Origin of the sequence: Photobacterium sp. DA100 (assembly GCF_029223585.1) — a bacterium.
Taxonomy (GTDB): Bacteria; Pseudomonadota; Gammaproteobacteria; order Enterobacterales; family Vibrionaceae; genus Photobacterium.
In genome coordinates this window covers 384,464-402,877 of the sequence record NZ_CP119423.1, presented here as the reverse complement: position 1 = coordinate 402,877, position 18,414 = coordinate 384,464, and the positions used below count along the sequence as shown (strand labels likewise).

At 53.6% G+C, this 18,414-nt stretch carries 15 protein-coding genes; 8 read left to right on the top strand and 7 right to left on the bottom strand.

Annotated elements, in window-relative coordinates:
• From aceE to ampD, 3 genes are all read right to left on the bottom strand, one after another.
• On the bottom strand, positions 1-2,664 hold the full coding sequence (gene aceE, locus PTW35_RS02005; protein ID WP_044622459.1) for a pyruvate dehydrogenase (acetyl-transferring), homodimeric type: 2,664 nt from the start codon (positions 2,662-2,664) through the stop codon (positions 1-3).
• An 82-nt stretch (positions 2,665-2,746) separates the two neighbouring features.
• Complete coding sequence (gene pdhR / locus PTW35_RS02000; protein ID WP_281026346.1) at positions 2,747-3,520, bottom strand: pyruvate dehydrogenase complex transcriptional repressor PdhR; 774 nt, start codon at positions 3,518-3,520, stop codon at positions 2,747-2,749.
• A gap of 314 nt (positions 3,521-3,834) precedes the next feature.
• The gene (ampD, locus tag PTW35_RS01995) at positions 3,835-4,389 is read right to left on the bottom strand and encodes a 1,6-anhydro-N-acetylmuramyl-L-alanine amidase AmpD (RefSeq protein WP_039456936.1); all 555 of its coding nucleotides are present in this window, start codon (positions 4,387-4,389) and stop codon (positions 3,835-3,837) included.
• A gap of 537 nt (positions 4,390-4,926) precedes the next feature.
• Between ampD and nadC the strand changes: the two genes are divergently transcribed.
• The 8 genes from nadC (at position 4,927) to yacG (ending at position 12,298) form a co-directional block, all read left to right on the top strand.
• Positions 4,927-5,814 (top strand): carboxylating nicotinate-nucleotide diphosphorylase, encoded by an 888-nt coding sequence (nadC, locus tag PTW35_RS01990; RefSeq protein ID WP_281027419.1) that lies wholly within the window; start codon positions 4,927-4,929, stop codon positions 5,812-5,814.
• 319 nt (positions 5,815-6,133) lie between these two features.
• The gene (locus PTW35_RS01985) at positions 6,134-6,583 is read left to right on the top strand and encodes a prepilin-type N-terminal cleavage/methylation domain-containing protein (RefSeq protein WP_281026345.1); all 450 of its coding nucleotides are present in this window, start codon (positions 6,134-6,136) and stop codon (positions 6,581-6,583) included.
• Positions 6,583-8,283 (top strand): type IV-A pilus assembly ATPase PilB, encoded by a 1,701-nt coding sequence (gene pilB / locus PTW35_RS01980; protein WP_281026344.1) that lies wholly within the window; start codon positions 6,583-6,585, stop codon positions 8,281-8,283. The genes PTW35_RS01985 and pilB overlap by 1 nt, the downstream gene beginning before the upstream one ends.
• A 45-nt stretch (positions 8,284-8,328) precedes the next feature.
• On the top strand, positions 8,329-9,549 hold the full coding sequence (locus PTW35_RS01975) for a type II secretion system F family protein (RefSeq protein WP_281026343.1): 1,221 nt from the start codon (positions 8,329-8,331) through the stop codon (positions 9,547-9,549).
• A gap of 271 nt (positions 9,550-9,820) precedes the next feature.
• A complete protein-coding gene (locus tag PTW35_RS01970) occupies positions 9,821-10,690 on the top strand; it encodes an A24 family peptidase (RefSeq protein ID WP_281026342.1) in 870 nt (289 codons plus the stop codon).
• Positions 10,691-10,693: 3 nt separating this feature from the next.
• Positions 10,694-11,314 carry a dephospho-CoA kinase gene (coaE, locus tag PTW35_RS01965; RefSeq protein ID WP_281026341.1) on the top strand — a complete coding sequence of 207 codons (621 nt, stop codon included), beginning with the start codon at positions 10,694-10,696 and terminating at the stop codon, positions 11,312-11,314.
• A gap of 19 nt (positions 11,315-11,333) precedes the next feature.
• Complete coding sequence (zapD, locus tag PTW35_RS01960) at positions 11,334-12,071, top strand: cell division protein ZapD (protein ID WP_281026340.1); 738 nt, start codon at positions 11,334-11,336, stop codon at positions 12,069-12,071.
• 8 nt (positions 12,072-12,079) lie between these two features.
• Entirely contained in the window at positions 12,080-12,298 is a 219-nt protein-coding gene (gene yacG / locus PTW35_RS01955; protein WP_281026339.1) for a DNA gyrase inhibitor YacG, read from the top strand.
• Positions 12,299-12,376: 78 nt separating this feature from the next.
• Here the strand turns inward: yacG and mutT are convergent, their stop codons facing one another.
• The 4 genes from mutT to ftsZ all read right to left on the bottom strand — a co-directional run bounded on the left by mutT (position 12,377) and on the right by ftsZ (position 18,407).
• The gene (mutT, locus tag PTW35_RS01950; RefSeq protein WP_281026338.1) at positions 12,377-12,775 is read right to left on the bottom strand and encodes an 8-oxo-dGTP diphosphatase MutT; all 399 of its coding nucleotides are present in this window, start codon (positions 12,773-12,775) and stop codon (positions 12,377-12,379) included.
• A gap of 134 nt (positions 12,776-12,909) precedes the next feature.
• The gene (gene secA / locus PTW35_RS01945) at positions 12,910-15,636 is read right to left on the bottom strand and encodes a preprotein translocase subunit SecA (protein WP_281026337.1); all 2,727 of its coding nucleotides are present in this window, start codon (positions 15,634-15,636) and stop codon (positions 12,910-12,912) included.
• A gap of 552 nt (positions 15,637-16,188) precedes the next feature.
• The gene (lpxC, locus tag PTW35_RS01940; RefSeq protein WP_044622449.1) at positions 16,189-17,106 is read right to left on the bottom strand and encodes a UDP-3-O-acyl-N-acetylglucosamine deacetylase; all 918 of its coding nucleotides are present in this window, start codon (positions 17,104-17,106) and stop codon (positions 16,189-16,191) included.
• A 113-nt stretch (positions 17,107-17,219) separates the two neighbouring features.
• Positions 17,220-18,407 (bottom strand): cell division protein FtsZ, encoded by a 1,188-nt coding sequence (ftsZ, locus tag PTW35_RS01935; protein WP_281026336.1) that lies wholly within the window; start codon positions 18,405-18,407, stop codon positions 17,220-17,222.
• Positions 18,408-18,414: the final 7 nt, after the last annotated feature.

The window sequence follows — 18,414 nt, the reverse complement described above, 5'->3', positions numbered from 1 at the left end:
TTACGCGTATAGCGGGTTGATCTTGTCAGCGTCGATGTCGAACTTCGCGATTGCTTCAGCAATTACCGATTTCTCAACATCACCACGCTTAGCCAGTTCAGTCAGTGCAGCAACAACTACGTAGCCAGCGTTAACTTCGAAGTGGCGGCGTAGGTTCGCACGGCTGTCAGAGCGGCCGAAACCGTCAGTACCAAGTACTTTGAAAGACTCAGAAGGCATGAACGCGCGAACTTGTTCTGCGTAGTTCTTCATGTAGTCCGTTGCAGCGATTGCAGGCTCAGTGCCCATAACCTGTGCGATGTACGGTACTTTCGCTTCTGCTTCAGGGTGAAGCATGTTGTAGCGCTCTACGTCTTGACCTTCACGCGTTAGTTCGTTGAAAGACGTCACAGAGTAGATGTCAGAAGCGATACCGTAGTCGTCGCTTAGGATCTGTGCTGCTTTGCGAACTTCGTTCATGATAGTACCAGAGCTCATTAGCTGAACTTTAGACTTGTCACCCGCGTAAGATTCTAGCTTGTAGATACCCTTACGGATGCCTTCTTCAACACCTTCCGGCATTGCTGGCATCGCGTAGTTCTCGTTCATTACCGTTAGGTAGTAGAACACGTTCTCTTGCTCGCCGTACATGCGACGGATACCGTCTTGCATGATCACAGCAACTTCGTAAGCGAACGTTGGGTCGTAAGAGATACAGTTAGGAACAGTGTTAGCCATGATGTGGCTGTGACCGTCTTCGTGCTGTAGACCTTCACCGTTCAGGGTAGTACGACCTGCAGTCGCACCCAGTAGGAAACCACGCGCCTGCTGGTCACCTGCCATCCACGCCATGTCGCCCACACGCTGGAAGCCGAACATTGAGTAGTAGATGTAGAACGGGATCATTGGAAGATCGTTGGTGCTGTATGAAGTTGCTGCAGCAACCCATGAAGACATTGCACCTAACTCGTTGATACCTTCCTGTAGTACCTGGCCCGAAGTCGCTTCTTTGTAGTAAGAAACGATGTCACGGTCCTGCGGCGTGTACTGCTGGCCGTGCGGGTTGTAGATACCGATTTGACGGAACAGACCTTCCATACCGAAAGTACGTGCTTCGTCAGCAATGATAGGAACGATGTTCTTACCGATGTTCTTGTTCTTAAGTAGAACGTTTAGCGCACGAACGAATGCCATCGTGGTAGAGATGTCACGCTTCTGCTCTTCTAGCAGAGGCTTGAACTCTTCAACTTCTGGAAGCACTAGCTCCTCGGTGAAGTTAGGCAGGCGCTGTGGCGTGTAGCCGTGAAGTGCGTTACGACGAGCGTGTAGGTACTCGTGCTCTTTCGAACCTTCTTCCAGTTTCAGGTAAGGCAGGTTCTTCACGTCTTCGTCAGATACTAGGTCTTGTAGGCCTAGGCGGTCACGCAGGTGCATAACAGAAGACATGTCCATCTTCTTAACCTGGTGCGCAATGTTCTTACCTTCAGCCGCTTCACCCATGCCGTAACCTTTAACAGTCTTAGCAAGGATAACTGTTGGACGGCCTTTGGTTTCTGCCGCGTTCTTGTATGCCGCGTACAGCTTAGATGACTCGTGACCACCACGCTTAAGGGCGAAGATTTCGTCATCAGTCATGTCTGCAACCAGTGCTGCAGTTTCTGGGTACTTACCGAAGAAGTGCTCACGTACGTAAGCGCCGTCTTTCGACTTGAATGTCTGGTAGTCACCGTCGATAGTCTCGTTCATAAGCTGCAGCAGCTTGCCAGAGGTGTCTTTCGCCAGTAGGGAATCCCAGTTGTTACCCCAGATAACTTTAACCACGTTCCAGCCAGCACCTTTGAACAGGCCTTCTAGCTCTTGGATGATCTTGCCGTTACCCATTACCGGGCCGTCAAGACGCTGTAGGTTACAGTTGATTAGGAAGCATAGGTTGTCCAGTTTCTCACGCGCAGCGAAAGAAATGGCACCACGTGATTCTGGCTCATCCATCTCACCGTCACCCAGGAACGCGTATACGCGCTGCTCTGACGTATCTTTCAGGCCACGGCCGTCTAGGTACTTAAGGAAACGAGCTTGGTAGATAGCAGAGATTGGACCCAGACCCATAGATACGGTCGGGAACTGCCAGAACTCAGGCATTAGTTTAGGGTGCGGGTATGAAGGGATACCTTTGCCGTCTACTTCCTGACGGAAGTTGTCTAGCTGCTCTTCGGTCAGACGACCTTCAACGAACGCACGAGAGTAGATACCAGGGGCAATGTGGCCTTGGTAGTATACTAGGTCACCACCGTCCTTCTCGTTCGGAGCACGGAAGAAGTGGTTGAAACAGGTCTCGTAGAACGCTGCAGCAGACTGGAATGAAGCCATGTGACCACCAAGCTCTAGGTCTTTCTTAGAGCCGCGCAGTACGATCATTGCAGCATTCCAACGGATGATCGCGCGGATACGGCGCTCAAGCGTTGTGTCGCCAGGGTAAGCTGGTTCTTGATCTGATGGGATGGTGTTGATGTAGTTGGTAGTGATACCAGTTGGCATATCTACGCCATCAAGACGAGCCTTGTCCAGTACTTGCTCAAGTAGGAACTGGGCGCGTTCTACACCTTCTTCACGAACGACTGACTCAAGGGCTGCTAGCCACTCTTGAGTTTCCAGTGCGTCCACGTCATTTTTCATGACTTCAGACATGCGATCTATCCTTTCGTTGATAATCTACAAAACTAACAATGTCGCGACTGTTTACTAGTGCCCTCGGCTTATATGAGGGGTACTAATCCAGCCCGTCCTTGCGTTGTTGAATGCGTCGAAGAGAGCGTTCTCGTCTGCTGTCTTCACGCGATAAATCCAACAAGGTTTCCTCGATATAAGCCAAATGTGCATGCGATGCTTCGCGGGCCTGAACGGGCTCACCCGAAACAATCGCCTGGACAATGTTGGCTCGATGATTGCGCACCTTTTCCACCACATCGGGGCGACGGTTCAGGAGCTCAAAGTTTTGTAATACGTTTTGCTCCAGCAGAGGGGCAAGGCTACGGATGATATGGAGCAATACCACGTTGTGTGCGGACTCGGTCACCGCAATCAGGTATTGCATCACAGCGGCGGCTTCGGCCGGCAAATCACCTTGCTGCTGGGCTTCCTGTATCCGCGAATGGCAGTCACGAATACGGGTGAAATCTTCTTCGTTGCCGCGCAGGGCGGCGTAGTAGGCAGCCAGGCCTTCAAGGGCATGGCGCGACTCCAGCAGGTCAAGCTGGGTCTCTGGGTGGGCGGAAAGGAGTTCCAACAGTGGCTCGGAAAAGCTCTGCCATAGCTTTTCGGTCACAAAGGTACCGCCACCCTGGCGGCGCGTGAGTAGTTTTTTTGCCTCAAGGCGCTGGATAGCTTCACGGACAGACGGGCGAGAAACATCGAATTGCTTGGCCAGCTCACGCTCAGGCGGCAGCTGCTGCCCCGGGGATAGGATTCCCTCGAGGATCAGATGCTCCAGTTCCTGCTCGATAGCATCGGAGAGCTTGGGTTGGCGGATTCGTTTATAAGTCATTCGTTATTTGTTCTTGGTTGTACTTATACGTTTCAAGGTAGTCCGGAATACGGATAATTGGTATTACCAATTTAACTATGGGAGGAAAGTTTACAGAAATAATTGAGGATGTCTACCGACAACTTGATTGAAATCATAGAACGAGGGGTGATTTAACAAAAATTTCAAATTATGAAAACTTGTTAAAACATCACAAACACTAGTAGTCAACAGGGGTTAGGGCAATCTTTGACGAGAAAACAAACAATGGTCAGACCAATTCTTTGTTACACTTTCCCGCCAATTTTCTCATCAGCACTCGCTCTGATTGGCGATTACTTGAGCAATATTGAAGACTTATAGGCAAGCCAATCAAATGCCAAACCCGGATCGGTTTTTCGCCCGGGGGCAATAAACTCGTGGCCGGTGATCCGGCTGGCATCCATGCGGGGGTAGTTGTCGAGCAGCACCCGGGTGAGTGCGGCAAGGGTATCGTACTGGGCCTGGGTATAAGGCAGGGTATCCGTTCCTTCCAGTTCAATTCCGATCGAATAGTCGTTGCACTTGTCGCGGCCTGCAAATGTCGACACACCCGCATGCCAAGCCCGACAGTCAAACGGAACGAACTGGATAATATCGCCATTTCGCATAATTAGACAGTGAGCCGATACCCGAAAACCGGAAATTAACTCGAAATAGGGATGTTCGTCAGGTTTTAGAGTACCGGTAAACAACTGTTCGATATACGGACCGCCGAATTGGCCCGGCGGCAAGCTGATATTATGTACAACAAGCAGCGAAATATCGTCACTATCCGGTCTGGCATCATGGAACGGCGAAGGCACATGCTTGACCCCTTCCAGCCAGTGGTCTTGATTAATTGTTAACATTGTTAAGTCCTGTGGTCCTGTGGTCCTGTGGTCCTGTGGTCCTGTGGTCCTTGGTCCTTGGTCCTTGGTCCTTGGTCCTTGGTCCTTGGTCCTTGGTCCTTGGTCCTTGGTCCTTGGTCCTTGGTCCTTGGTCCTTGGTCCTTGGTCCTTGGTCCTTGGTCCTTGGTCCTTGGTCCTTGGTCCTTGGTCCTTGGTCCTTGGTCCTTGGTCCTTGGTCCTTGGTCCTTGGTCCTTGGTCCTTGGTCCTTGGTCCTTGGTCCTTGGTCCTTGGTCCTTGGTCCTTGGTCCTTGGTCCTTGGTCTAGCAGAAGCATTTACTGATAGCGATTATACGTCAAGCTCTTCGCTCTTATTTATAGCTCTTCCTGCTTTCCTAGGGCCTGCTCCTCCTAGGTCCAAGCACCATCTTTCCTATGAACTAGGCACTCGCACCTAGGATCTCACCCCACATCGCGGTATGATCAGCGCCAGTTAACCTGGGAGCGGCTCCCGCCCCTTTTCAGCAGCCAAACCTTGCTACGGATTTGTCATGACTCAAATGGAAAAGAAGCACGACAGCGAATCGCGCTTGAATTACCTTAAACAGCAGCTTCCCCTTGAAATTACCCGTGCCGTTGCCGACACCCTGCGCGAAGATCTCGGCGGCGAGATTGATGCCAGCCGCGATATTACGGCCAGCCTGATCCCGGCAGACAGCCAAGGGATCGCCACCATCATCACCCGCGAACACGGTATTTTCTGCGGCCAGATGTGGGCCGAGGAAGTGTTCCGCCAGCTTGGCGGCGAAGTCAGCATTGAGTGGCATGTCGAAGACGGCGACAAGGTCGAGCCGAACCAGACCCTGTGCACCCTGCGTGGCCCGTCACGCATTCTGCTGACCGGCGAGCGCAACGCGATGAACTTCATCCAGACCCTGTCTGGCTGTGCCACTACCGTTGCCGAATATGCCAAGCAGCTCGAAGGCACCGAGTGCCGCTTGCTTGATACCCGCAAGACGATTCCGGGCCTGCGCAGCGCGCTGAAATATGCCGTGACCTGCGGCGGCGGTTACAACCACCGTATCGGTGTGTTCGATGCGTACCTGATCAAGGAAAACCACATCATCGCCTGCGGCGGTATCGAGCAAGCCATCAGCACCGCCAAGCAGCTCAACCCGGGCAAGCCGGTTGAAGTCGAGACCGAGTCGCTGGACGAACTGCAGCAGGCCATTGATGCCGGTGCCGACATCATCATGCTGGACAACTTCACCACCGACATGATGCGCCAAGCAGTGAAAATCAACGCCGGCCGCGCCGCGCTGGAGAACTCCGGCAACGTGACGCTGGAGACCATCCGCGAGTTTGCCCAAACGGGTGTGGATTACATTTCCGTCGGCGCACTGACCAAGCACCTCAAGGCGATGGATCTGTCGATGCGCTTCAAATAAGCGCAGCCGCTACCAGTCTTGATTGTTGAGCAGGCTCCTTCGGGGGCCTGTTTTTGTTTCGGGGTACGGCCCACGAGCAGAGATTCGCTTCAATTGACATAAAAATCAACACCTTAAATATGTCTCCACCGACTTAAACGCCTCGGCAGCAGCGCCATTTCCCTTCACCGCGTCGCAAAAAAATGATCAACTTCTGTAAGCCGCTGATCATTTTTCCAAACTATTTCCAGCAACCTTTCGCCACCATTAAAACCCATTGCATATCAGGCGTATGCTGAGCCTACTTTACATTCATGGCTAGAAAACAAGGACAACAACAATGAAAGGACAAAAAGGCTTTACGCTGATTGAGTTGATGATCGTGGTGGCGATTGTTGGCATTATCTCGGCCTTCGCAATTCCGGCGTACTCAGACTATACCCAGCGAGCTCGAGTTGCAGGTGCTGTTGCAGGTATTACCGGTTTTAAAACCGCAGTAGCATTGTGTGCACAAGATTTAGGTACTCTGGCCGGGTGTGCGCACAACACAAATGGCATTCCAGATACCATTGCTGTGGGTGATGGTGGTGCTACTGTTAATTTTGTCGATGGAATAACTGTCGCTGATGGAATAATCACAGTCACATCAACAGGTGTAACCGCTGGTGGAGCTAACATGGCGATTACCCTTACTCCAAATATTACAAACGGAGCTATGGATTGGAATTTAGCTGGAACTGGATGTGCTGTCACCACTCCAGGTCGTGGCATTGATTGCTCAGGCAGCTAATGCACACCAACCTCGCTTCAATCCTGCACCAGGCTGAGCTGATCAGCCCGGTGCAGTTGCAACAGGTGGTTGACCAGGTCCAGGCTGAAAAGCAGTCGGTACCGGCGGCGTTGATTGGCCTTGGGATCATGACCAGCCAGGATCTGGCGCGCCAGCTGGAGGTAATTTTTGCCGTTGCCTTGGTCGATGCCCACCAGTATGACTACGCCGAGTGCTGCAAGACCCTCAACCTGCGTGATTTGATCCTGCGCCACCGAGTACTGCCACTTACCCATACCGACAACACCCTGTTCATCGGCCTGTGCGACCCCACCTATCTCGATGCCCTCGATGACTTCCGCTTTGCCACCGGCAAGCATGTCGAGCCGATGCTGCTGGAATACAAGCAGCTCGAGGCGGCGATACGGCGGGTTTACGGCAGCGAGCTCAAAGGCACCGAACAGCACGCGCCGCAGCGCGGCATCAGCGAAACCGAGCTGACCCAACTGGTGGAGCTCAGCGATGGCGAGCTGATCGATGACACCACCGACCTCAGCAGCGACAGTGCCCCGGTCACCCGCTACATCAACCAGACCCTACTCGATGCCCTGCGCAAGCACGCCTCGGATATCCATTTCGAGCCTTACGAGAAACACTACCGGATCCGCTTGCGCTGCGACGGTATTTTGCACCAGTATGCCACCCCGCCAGCCAACCTCTCCCGCCGCCTGTCGACCCGGCTAAAAGTCATGTCGCGGCTCAATATTGCCGAGCGGCGGATCCCGCAAGACGGCCGGATCAAGCTCAAACTGTCCGATACCGTCTCGGTGGATCTGCGGGTGTCGACCCTGCCGACCATGTGGGGCGAGAAAATCGTGTTGCGGATCCTCGATAGCAGCAGTAGCAAGCTGGATATCGATCATCTCGGTTATAACGAGGTGCAAAAACAGGCCTACCTTGACGCGCTAAACCAGCCGCAGGGCATGATCCTGATGACCGGGCCGACCGGAAGCGGCAAGACCGTCTCGCTCTATTCGGGACTGAAGATCCTCAATACCGAAGCGCGCAACATCGCCACCGCCGAAGACCCGATTGAAATCAACCTGCCGGGGATCAACCAGGTCCAGATCAATCCCGCCGCCGGCTTGGGCTTTGCCGAAGCACTGCGGGCTTTTCTACGCCAGGATCCGGACGTGGTGATGGTGGGCGAAATCCGCGATCTCGAAACCGGTGGCATTGCGGTCAAGGCCGCGCAGACCGGCCACCTGGTGCTATCGACCCTGCATACCAACTCGGCAGCCGAAACCATCACCCGACTAACCAACATGGGGATCGAGGATTTCAATTTGGCCTCGTCACTCAGCCTGATCATCGCCCAGCGCCTGGCCAGGCGGCTTTGCTCCCACTGCAAACAGTCGGACGATCTCGACCCGCAGCTCCGTGCCAGACTCGAGATCCCGCTAGGTGCCGAGCTGTTCAAGGCCAGTCCGAACGGCTGTGATGACTGCAACAAGGGCTACCTGGGACGGGTCGGAATTTATGAAGTGATGCCCTTCTCAAGGCCGTTGTCACACGCCTTGTTGCAGGGAGCCAGTACCTTGGAGCTGGAGGATATCGCCTGCCAGCACGGCATGATCACCCTCCGGCAAGCCGGTATCGAAAAGCTCTGCCAGGGCACCACCAGCCTCGCCGAGCTTCAGCGTGTCCTGCATTTCGCTTGAACAAGCACTCACTAAAAACAACGTCTAGCAAATAAGGAACTCCCCATGGCCAAGGACAGAAAAATACGTTATTACCGCTGGCGTGGGATCAACCCAACCGGCAAGCGCTTGTCAGGTGTCATGCTCGGCTTTCAGGAGCAGGAGATCCGCGCCAAGCTCGGCGAGCAGCAGATCCAGGTACGCAAGATCAAGCGCCACCAGCCCTCGACCCTGAGCAAGCGTAGGAACCAGCTCATGGCCACAGATGTCTCCGCGATCACCCGCCAGCTCGCCACCATGGTGAACGCCGGCGTGCCCGTGGTGCAGGCCCTCAAACTCATCGCACAGAGCCACCACAAAGCCGAGGCCAGGGCCACACTGACCATGGTCAGCAACCAGGTCGAAGCCGGCTCAAGCCTTGCCAAAGCCTTGCATACCAGCTCGCCGCTGTTTGATGATTTCTACTGCGATCTGGTCGCCACCGGCGAGCAAACCGGCCACTTGGCCGAAGCCTTCAACCGCCTTGCCACCTACCGCGAAAAAAACGAAGCCATGCGCAAGAAGGTGATCAAGGCGATGATCTACCCGTCGATGGTGACCCTGACGGCGATTATCGTCACCGTGCTGATGCTGATTTTCGTGATCCCGCAATTTGCCAATATCTTCAATAGCTTTGGCGCTGAACTGCCATGGTTTACCCAATGGGTCATCGATGTATCAAACCTCATGATCAGCCATGGCCCCTACCTCGCGCTGGGCTTGCTGGTGGCGATCATCTTTTCCATTACCGCTTACCGTAAATCAGACAAACACAAGCTGCGGGTTCACCGCTTGCTGCTGGCGATCCCCATTATGGGCCCCATCATGCGCAAAGCCGCCATTGCCCGTTTTGCCCGAACCCTTGCCACCACTTTCTCGTCGGGGATCCCACTGCTGAGCGGTTTGGAAGCGGCCGGAAGAACGGCGGGCAACCGCTTTATCGAGCAAGCAATCGAAGGTGCCCACGGCAATACCGCGGCCGGCATGCCACTGCATCTGGCGCTGCGCCACAGCGGGGTCTTTCCCGAGCTGATGCTGCAGATGGTGATGATCGGCGAAGAATCCGGCTCCATTGACGATATGCTCAACAAAATTGCCCTCACCTACGAGGACGATGTCGACAATAGCGTCGATAATCTGGGGAAAATCCTCGAACCCCTGATTATCCTGCTCCTCGGCGGCCTGATCGGCGGGTTGCTGATCGCCATGTACATGCCGGTGTTCAAGCTGATGAGTGTGGTGGGGTAGCTCCTGGGAACTGGGAACTGGGAACTGGGAACTGGGAACTGGGAACTGGGAACTGGGAACTGGGAACTGGGAACTGCAAGAGATTTCCAATATGTTCGAAGTAGTATCAAGTACTTACTTATGTTTTTCGCTTTTGCTTTTCCTAGGACCTAGGGCCAGCTCCTCCCAGGACCCAGATCCCGCGCCTACCGGGGCCTTTCTTCTGCTTTTCCTAGGATCCATGATCCATTTCCCCTACAATATCCCCATTGAGTAATATGAGAGCTTTTTCATGACGCTGCTGTCTGTCTATCCTTGGTTATTTCCTGTTTTTGCTGCAATTTTCGGATTGCTGGTAGGTAGCTTCCTCAACGTGGTGATCTATCGCCTGCCAATCATGATGGAGCGCCAATGGAGAGCCGACTGCACCGAGTATTTCCCCGAGCTAGGCCCACTGCAGGACACTGGCACCTTCAACCTCAGCATCCCACGATCGCGCTGCCCGCACTGCCAGCACCCAATTAGCATGTGGGATAACATTCCGGTGATCAGCTGGCTGCTGCTCAAAGGTCAATGCCGCAACTGCAAGGCCAGCATCAGCGCGCGTTACCCGGCGATCGAACTCCTAACCGCGGTGATCAGTACCACGGTTGCCCTCTTTCTGCCGGCTTCGACCTGGTCACTGGCGGTGATCCTGTTCAGCTTTGCCCTGATCGCCCTGACCTTTATCGACATCGACAAGATGTTGCTGCCGGATCAGATCACCCTGCCGCTGATGTGGGCTGGCTTGCTGCTGTCGCTACTGGGGATCTCTCCGGTCAGCCTTCAGGATGCCGTCATCGGGGCCATGGCCGGTTACCTCTCGCTGTGGAGCCTGTACTGGACCTTCAAACTGCTAACCGGCAAGGAAGGCATGGGCTACGGCGACTTCAAGCTGCTGGCAGCTCTGGGGGCCTGGCTGGGCTGGCAGTTACTACCATTTGTCGTGCTGTTCTCCTCCCTGGTTGGGGCGATATGCGGCATTATCATGATGCGCCGCCAGCAAACAGACGGTCAGCAGCCCTTCTCTTTCGGCCCTTACCTGGCAGTGGCCGGCTGGGTCGCGATCTTGTGGGGTGAGCCACTGCTCAACTGGTATCTAACCGTTTATCTGGGGCTTTAATTTATGTCTTTCGTTATAGGATTAACCGGCGGGATCGGCAGCGGCAAAACTACTGTTGCCAATCTCTTTGCTGCCCAGCACATTGATATTATCGATGCCGACATCGTTGCCCGTGAAGTAGTGGAGCCCGGCAGTGACGGTTTGCAAGCGATTGTTGAGAAACTGGGTTCTGACATCTTGCTGACAGATGGGTCGCTCAATCGCAGTAAGCTGCGTGAAGCCATCTTCAGTGATCACCAGCTAAAAGAGTGGCTTAACCAGTTATTGCATCCGATGATCAGGGAAAAAATGCAGCAGGATATTGCCGCCGCCCAATCACCGTATTGCTTGCTGGTTGTCCCGCTTATGGTGGAAAATAACCTACAGGTGATGACCGACCGCCTGCTGGTGGTCGATGTCGATGAAGAGATCCAGATCGCCCGCACCCAGCAGCGGGACAACGTCTCTGCTGAGCAGATCCGCAGCATTCTTGCTTCTCAGGCCAGCCGCGAGCAGCGCCTTGCCGCCGCCGATGATGTAATTTGCAATAACGGCAATGGTGACAACCTTGAGCAGCAAGTTGCCAAACTGCACCAAGAATACCTGGCGCTGAGCCGCCAGCAGAACAATACGCCGCAGTGCTAACTAATTTGGGTACGTTGATATGCAAGTAAACCGCTTTGAACACCCGTTGAACGAGAAGGTACGCATTTACCTTCGCCTGGAGTACCTGATCCGCCAAATGCAGCATGCCAGTGAGCTGACTGATCCTTGGCAGCATCAGCTATTCTTCCGCGCTCTGTTTGATTTGCTGGAAATCCTCGACCAAATCCAGCTCAAGTCAGAGCTTGCCAAAGATCTAGAGAAACAGCGTGGTCGCCTCAAACAATGGCTCAATATTGAAGGCGTCGATCAAACCGCGCTGCTGGCATTACTGGACCAACTAGAGCTCGCCCAGCACCAGCTACTGACAGCCAACCGTCTTGGCCAGGCCCTGCGAGAGGACCGCTTCCTAAGTGGGATCAAACAGCGCCTCTCTATTCCTGGGGGCAGCTGCTGCTTTGATTTACCGACCCTGCATCACTGGCTGCACTTGCCGCTGGCCCACAAGCAGAACGATCTCACTAACTGGCTGTCGCAAATCAAGGAGCTGAGCGTCGCCCTCAACCTGTGGCTCAAGCTGGTCAGGGAAAGCGGCCAGTTCCAGAACCAAGTAGCACGCGGCGGCTTCTTCCAGCACGAGGCTGAGGAAGCCAGCCTGATCCGGCTAGAAATTTGCCCCAGCCACGGTGTCTACCCTATGATATCAGGGCACCGCAGCCGGTTTGCCATCCGCTTCATGCCGTTTGAAGAAGGCGCCGGTATTGCCGAGACGATAGAATTTAAACTAGCGATTTGCTGAGGTAACAAGTGACGCAATCCAACACGCCAACTACACCGATCACCGTGGTGAAATGCCCAACCTGCCAAACCGAGGTAGTCTGGGGAGAGCAGAGCCCATTCCGTCCGTTCTGCTGCAAGCGCTGCCAGCTGATCGATCTGGGTGAGTGGGCCGAGGAAGAGAAAGCCATTCCGGGCGCGCCGGATATGTCTGATTCCGACGGCTGGTCGGAAGATATGGGATACTAAGAATCGATCCTATGGTGCTGTGGCCCTATGGTAGTCAAACGCTATAGGTCCACAGAACCACAGAACCACAGAACCAACTTACAAGCTCATCAACCTCTCCAGCACCACGTCGTTGGCCTCTGGGAACGCGTAGTTGCTCAGCTCTTCCAGCCGTACCCACTCGCTTGGCTGGCCTTCTTTTCCGTAGGCCTTGCCTTCGAAGGCGCGTATCAGGAAGAAATCAAACTTCAGTGACTTTTCCGGATAATCGTGCTCCAGCGCCATGAAGTGCTCCAACACTGTCGCCTTGATCCCGACTTCTTCGTACAGCTCCCTGACGACCGCCTGCTCCGCTGTTTCGCCAGCTTCGACCTTGCCCCCGGCAAACTCCCAAAAACCGCCCTTGTGGGCTTTGGCTGCGCGCTGGGTGATAAAAACTTTATCCTGCTCGGCATTGAGGATGATCCCCGCCGAAATCCACACCTGTTTCTTTTCCAAAGCTGTTTACTCTCTCATTGCCTGATCATCAGGTCTCTTTGTGAGGATATACCCAGAAGCCCCCTCTCCATGAAGTGATTTGGGTATAGAAAAAAGGCCGCGAATGCGGCCTTAGTATCGGTTAAGCAGCCCGGTTAGTTAATCTTACCGTGGCATTGCTTGTATTTCTTGCCAGAGCCACACGGGCAAGGCTCGTTACGGCCTACCTTGCGCTCTTCGCGCTGGTAAGGCGCAGCCTCGTCGCTCTGCTGGCTGTCGTCGGCAATTTGGTTTTCCGCATTCTGGTGCTGGAACTGCTGGCGACGAGCTAGCTCTTCAGCCTGGCGGCGGCGCTCGGCTTCAACCCGCTCAACTTCTTCCTGCTGCTGCACACGTACCTTGCTCAAAATCGCAATCACGTCAGACTTCAGGTTCTCCAGCATCCCTTCGAACAGCTCAAACGATTCGCGCTTGTATTCCTGCTTCGGGTTCTTCTGGGCGTAACCGCGCAGGTGGATACCCTGACGAAGGTGATCCATTGCCGCTAGGTGCTCTTTCCACAGCGTATCGAGGTTCTGCAGCATCACTGTCTTCTCGAAGTTGCGCAGTACAGGGGCACCAACGACTTCTTCTTTGTGGCGGTAGATTTCAACCGCTTTATCAACGATGCGCTCACGCAATGCTTCTTCGTAAAGCTTCTCTTCGCTGTCCAGCCACTCCTGAATTGGCAGCTCCATATCGAAGTCGGCTTTCAGGCGCTCTTCCAGACCCTGGATATCCCACATCTCTTCCAGCGACTGCGGTGGGATGTAGCCATCGATAACCGCCTGGATCACATCCTCGCGGTTCTGCTCGATCATCTCGCTGATGTCATCGGCATTCATCAGCTCGTCACGCAGCTCGTAAACCACCTTACGCTGGTCGTTTGCCACGTCATCGAACTCCAGCAACTGCTTACGGATATCGAAGTTGCGGCCTTCAACCTTGCGCTGGGCATTTTCGATCGCCTTGGTCACCCATGGGTGCTCAATCGCTTCGCCTTCTTCCATCCCCAGCTTCTTCATCATGTTAGATACACGATCCGAGGCAAAGATGCGCATTAGGCCATCTTCCATCGATAGGTAGAAGCGAGAAGAGCCGGCATCACCCTGACGGCCCGCACGACCACGTAGCTGGTTATCGATACGGCGAGATTCGTGACGCTCGGTACCGATGATGTGCAGGCCACCAGCAGCCAGAACCGCATCGTGTTTTGTTTGCCACTCGGCTTTGATCTTGGCAATTTGCTCGTCTGTCGGGTTGTCCAGCTTGGCCACTTCGCTCTGCCATGAACCACCCAGTACGATATCGGTACCACGGCCGGCCATGTTGGTCGCGATGGTTACCGCGCTTGGTGCACCCGCCTGGGCGACGATATCTGCTTCACGCTCGTGGAACTTGGCGTTCAGAACTTCGTGCTTGATGCCTTGTTTCTTCAGCGATTTCGACAGCAGCTCAGATTTTTCGATCGAAACTGTACCGACCAGAACCGGCTGGCCGTTCTCAACACGGTTTTTGATGTCTTCGCTGATCGCAGCAAATTTTTCCAGCTCGGTCATGTATACCAAGTCACCCATGTCATCACGGATCATTGGTTTGTTCGTTGGCAACACCACGGTTTCCAGACCGTAGATTGACTGGAATTCGAACGCTTCGGTATCTGCGGTACCGGTCATGCCCGACAGCTTGGTGTAGAGGCGGAAATAGTTCTGGAAAGTGATCGATGCCAGTGTCTGGTTCTCGTTCTGGATCTTCACGCCTTCTTTGGCTTCAACTGCCTGGTGCAGACCTTCAGACCAGCGGCGGCCCGGCATGGTACGGCCGGTGTGCTCATCAACGATGATAACTTCACCGTCTTTGACAATATAATCGACATCACGCTCGAACAGTACGTGAGCACGCAATGCTGCATTGACGTGATGAAGCAGGCTGATGTTGGCTGGCGAGTAGAGGGTATCTTCCTCTTCCATCATGCCATTTGTCTTGAGCAGCTCTTCGACAAACTCCTGGCCGTTTTCGGTAAGGTGGGCTTGCTTCGATTTTTCATCAACCGTGTAGTGACCTTCGCCACGGTATTCTTCGCTGTCTTCCTGATCCTGCTTAGCCAACTGTGGGATCAGGGTATTGATCTTGGTGTACAGCTCAGAGCTATCTTCAGCCGGACCAGAAATAATCAGCGGGGTACGGGCTTCATCGATAAGGATGGAGTCAACCTCATCGACTACCGCAAAGAAACGCTCGCGCTGCACACGGTCTTCCGGACGGAATGCCATGTTGTCACGCAGGTAGTCGAAGCCGAATTCGTTGTTGGTACCGTACAGGATGTCGGCAGCATAGGCTTCTTTTTTCGCCTGAGGCGGCATGTTTGGCACGTTGACGCCAACGGTCATGCCAAGAAATTCGAAGAGCGGGCGGTTAGTTTCGGCATCACGTGCAGCCAGGTAATCGTTCACCGTAACAATATGCACGCCTTTGCCAGTCAGGGCGTTGAGGTAAGCTGGCAGGGTTGCGGTCAGAGTCTTACCTTCACCAGTACGCATTTCCGCGATTTGGCAAGCATTAAGAACCATACCACCCATCAGCTGCACATCGAAATGGCGCATACCGAACACACGCTTGGAGGCTTCACGCACCGTCGCAAACGCTTCAGGCAACAGCTGGTCAAGGTTCTCTCCCTGCTCCAGACGCTCACGGAATTCAACCGTTTTGGCCTTTAGTTCTTCGTCCTGCAAACTTTCGAATTGAGGTTCAAGCTTATTGATCTGGTCAACAATTTTGCGCATACGACGCAGTGTGCGGTCGTTACGGCTACCGATAACTTTGGTCAGTAGTTTTGATAACATGGCGTTGCCGTTTTCTCTTAGTTATTTCAGCCTATCGAGGCTGAATTCTTAATCTGAATTTTTCAACCGGGATTATATCAGCAAGACGCTTGGCGAAGACTTGCGATGAATCATCCCTGTCCCGTCTAAACTCGCCACAAGTGTGACTACGGAAGCCGATACGAAAAACAATGGTTATTGATGATATTGTGGTACGAGTCGACCATTTCAAGGGATAAACGAAAACAATACCAGAAAATTGAACACCATCAGCTATCCGTGGAGGGGTGAAACCCAAACAGACCACAACCGGCCAAACGCCTTTGGCCTATGGGTCTAAGCTCTCCCAAGCTAGGTATAATAAGCCATATTGACGGTGCCGCCTATGGCTAATGGCCTGACGGCGTTTTCCATATTCGAAAAATTAGAACTTAACCCCCTCTTTTCGCTCACTCGAACCTGGCGCATAGCAGGCATTACCTCCCTCCTGGCACCTATCCATGCTGACGAGGCAAAAAAAAACGCCGGACTGAGTCCGGCGTTTATGAAATTCTTGAAGCGCTATTGGCGGATTTACGCCAGCACCATACCTGGCTGAGCAAAGGTTACTGGAACCTGCTGTTCGTCATTGAAAGTCGACCACTCAAAAGCTTCTTGATCGGCAAGCACCGCTCGCAGCAGCTTATTGTTAAGCGCATGGCCTGACTTGTAAGCCACCATTTCGCCAATGATATTGTGGCCACACATGTACAAGTCGCCAATTGCGTCCAGTACTTTGTGGGTCACCAGCTCATTGTCGAAGCGAAGCCCTTCGTCGTTCAGGATGCGGTAGTCGTCAAGCACAATCGCATTGTCAAAGCTCCCGCCCAGGCACAGGTTCTGTGACTGAAGGTACTCGATATCGCGCATGAAGCCGAAGGTACGGGCACGGCTGATATCTTTAACGAATGATTGGCTAGAGAAGTCCAATACCAAACGCTGCTGCTCTGATTCAATCGCCGGGTGATTAAAATCGATAGCAAAATCAAGACGGAACCCGTTGTAAGGACGGAGCTCTGCCCATTTGTCGCCATCTTCGACGCGAACAGTTTTCTTGATACGCAAGAAGCGCTTAGGCGCATTCAAAGTATCGATGCCGGCAGACTGCAGCAGATAGATGAACGGGCTCGCACTGCCATCCATAATTGGGATTTCAGGTGCGTCCACTTCGATAATCACATTATCGATGCCCATTCCTGCCAAAGCAGCGTTAAGGTGCTCAACCGTTGAGATACGCACGCCTTGCTCATTAACCAAAGCGGTACATAACATGGTGTCGCGAACCGAATCTGCGTCTGCCGGAAAATCAACAGGCGGATTCAAATCGGTACGGCGATAAATCACACCAGTGTTTGCAGCAGCAGGACGAAGAATAAGCGTCACTTTACGCCCAGAGTGAAGTCCCACCCCAGTCGTTTGCACAATGCTTTTCAGTGTACGTTGTCTTATCATCTGCTTATCTCAACTAAAATTGCCATAATATCGGCCCCTATCCTTTGTCAAAAAAAGGACAAGGACAGATATCATATCACTTTTTAACCAGTTTCCCAAAATAATTTGCGCGCTTAGTCAGCTTGCTTGCGCAAAAATGCTGGGATGTCCAGGTAGTCGTGATCAGCCTGTGGCTTAGGGTTTGCCGCTGTTGCCGCCTGCGGGTTGCCAGATTCAGACGCCGGTGCAGACTGGTTCAATGGTGCCGCTTTGGTCTCTTCCACCGCAGCCACAGCCGGTTTCTCTGCCGCCACGGCTTGGACTGGCTTCGCAGTACCTGTCACCAAAGTGATGTCAGGCTTGCACTCTTTGCCAATACCGGTCGCAACAACCGTTACACGCAGCTCGTCAGACATTTCAGGGTCAAGCGACGTACCGATGACTACGGTAGCGTTATCAGAAGCAAATGCCTTAACGGTGTTACCAACCGTTTCGAACTCGTCAAGACGCATGTCCAGACCCGCTGTAATGTTAACAAGAACACCACGTGCGCCAGCCAGATCGATATCTTCCAGCAGCGGGCTTGAAATCGCCATTTCCGCCGCTTCTTCTGCGCGGTCATCACCGGTTGCCACGCCGCTGCCCATCATGGCGTGACCCATTTCGGACATTACGGTGCGTACGTCAGCAAAGTCGACGTTGATCATACCCGGGCGGGTGATCAGCTCGGCAATACCCTGTACCGCATTTTTCAATACGTCGTTAGCCTTGGCAAACGCATCGAGCAGCGTGATGCCGCGGCCCAGCACTTTCAGCAGTTTTTCGTTCGGGATAGTGATCAGCGAGTCAACATGCTTTGACAGCTCTTCGATACCCTGCTCGGCAAACGCCATGCGCTTTTTGCCTTCGAAGCTAAATGGCTTGGTCACCACCGCCACCGTCAAGATCCCTAGCTCTTTCGCTACCTCAGCAATGATAGGCGCCGCACCAGTACCGGTACCGCCACCCATGCCGGCCGCGATGAAGATCATGTCAGAGCCTTCCAGCTCTGCCTTGATCGCTTCGCGATCTTCCAGTGCCGAGTCACGACCAACCTGTGGGTTGGCACCCGCGCCCAGACCTTTGGTGATTGCCCCACCGATCTGGATCACTGTACTTACACTGGTTTTACGCAGCGCCTGAGCATCAGTGTTCACACTGATAAACTCAACGCCCTCAATTGATTCACGTACCATGTGATCGACAGCATTACCACCGCCGCCGCCAACGCCTATGACTTTAATTACCGCTTCGTCAGACATTTCCATCATCGGTTCAAACATGTGTTCT

Excerpts from the sequence above, each read along its gene's own strand:
- PTW35_RS01985 (WP_281026345.1), top strand. The coding sequence starts at position 6,134 with ATGAAAGGACAAAAAGGCTTTACGCTGATTGAGTTGATGATCGTGGTG.
- PTW35_RS01970 (WP_281026342.1), top strand. The coding sequence starts at position 9,821 with ATGACGCTGCTGTCTGTCTATCCTTGGTTATTTCCTGTTTTTGCTGCA.
- ampD (WP_039456936.1), bottom strand. The coding sequence starts at position 4,389 with ATGTTAACAATTAATCAAGACCACTGGCTGGAAGGGGTCAAGCATGTG.
- pdhR (WP_281026346.1), bottom strand. The coding sequence starts at position 3,520 with ATGACTTATAAACGAATCCGCCAACCCAAGCTCTCCGATGCTATCGAG.
- pilB (WP_281026344.1), top strand. The coding sequence starts at position 6,583 with ATGCACACCAACCTCGCTTCAATCCTGCACCAGGCTGAGCTGATCAGC.
- lpxC (WP_044622449.1), bottom strand. The coding sequence starts at position 17,106 with ATGATAAGACAACGTACACTGAAAAGCATTGTGCAAACGACTGGGGTG.
- nadC (WP_281027419.1), top strand. The coding sequence starts at position 4,927 with ATGGAAAAGAAGCACGACAGCGAATCGCGCTTGAATTACCTTAAACAG.
- zapD (WP_281026340.1), top strand. The coding sequence starts at position 11,334 with ATGCAAGTAAACCGCTTTGAACACCCGTTGAACGAGAAGGTACGCATT.
- PTW35_RS01975 (WP_281026343.1), top strand. The coding sequence starts at position 8,329 with ATGGCCAAGGACAGAAAAATACGTTATTACCGCTGGCGTGGGATCAAC.
- aceE (WP_044622459.1), bottom strand. The coding sequence starts at position 2,664 with ATGTCTGAAGTCATGAAAAATGACGTGGACGCACTGGAAACTCAAGAG.
- ftsZ (WP_281026336.1), bottom strand. The coding sequence starts at position 18,407 with ATGTTTGAACCGATGATGGAAATGTCTGACGAAGCGGTAATTAAAGTC.
- coaE (WP_281026341.1), top strand. The coding sequence starts at position 10,694 with ATGTCTTTCGTTATAGGATTAACCGGCGGGATCGGCAGCGGCAAAACT.
- secA (WP_281026337.1), bottom strand. The coding sequence starts at position 15,636 with ATGTTATCAAAACTACTGACCAAAGTTATCGGTAGCCGTAACGACCGC.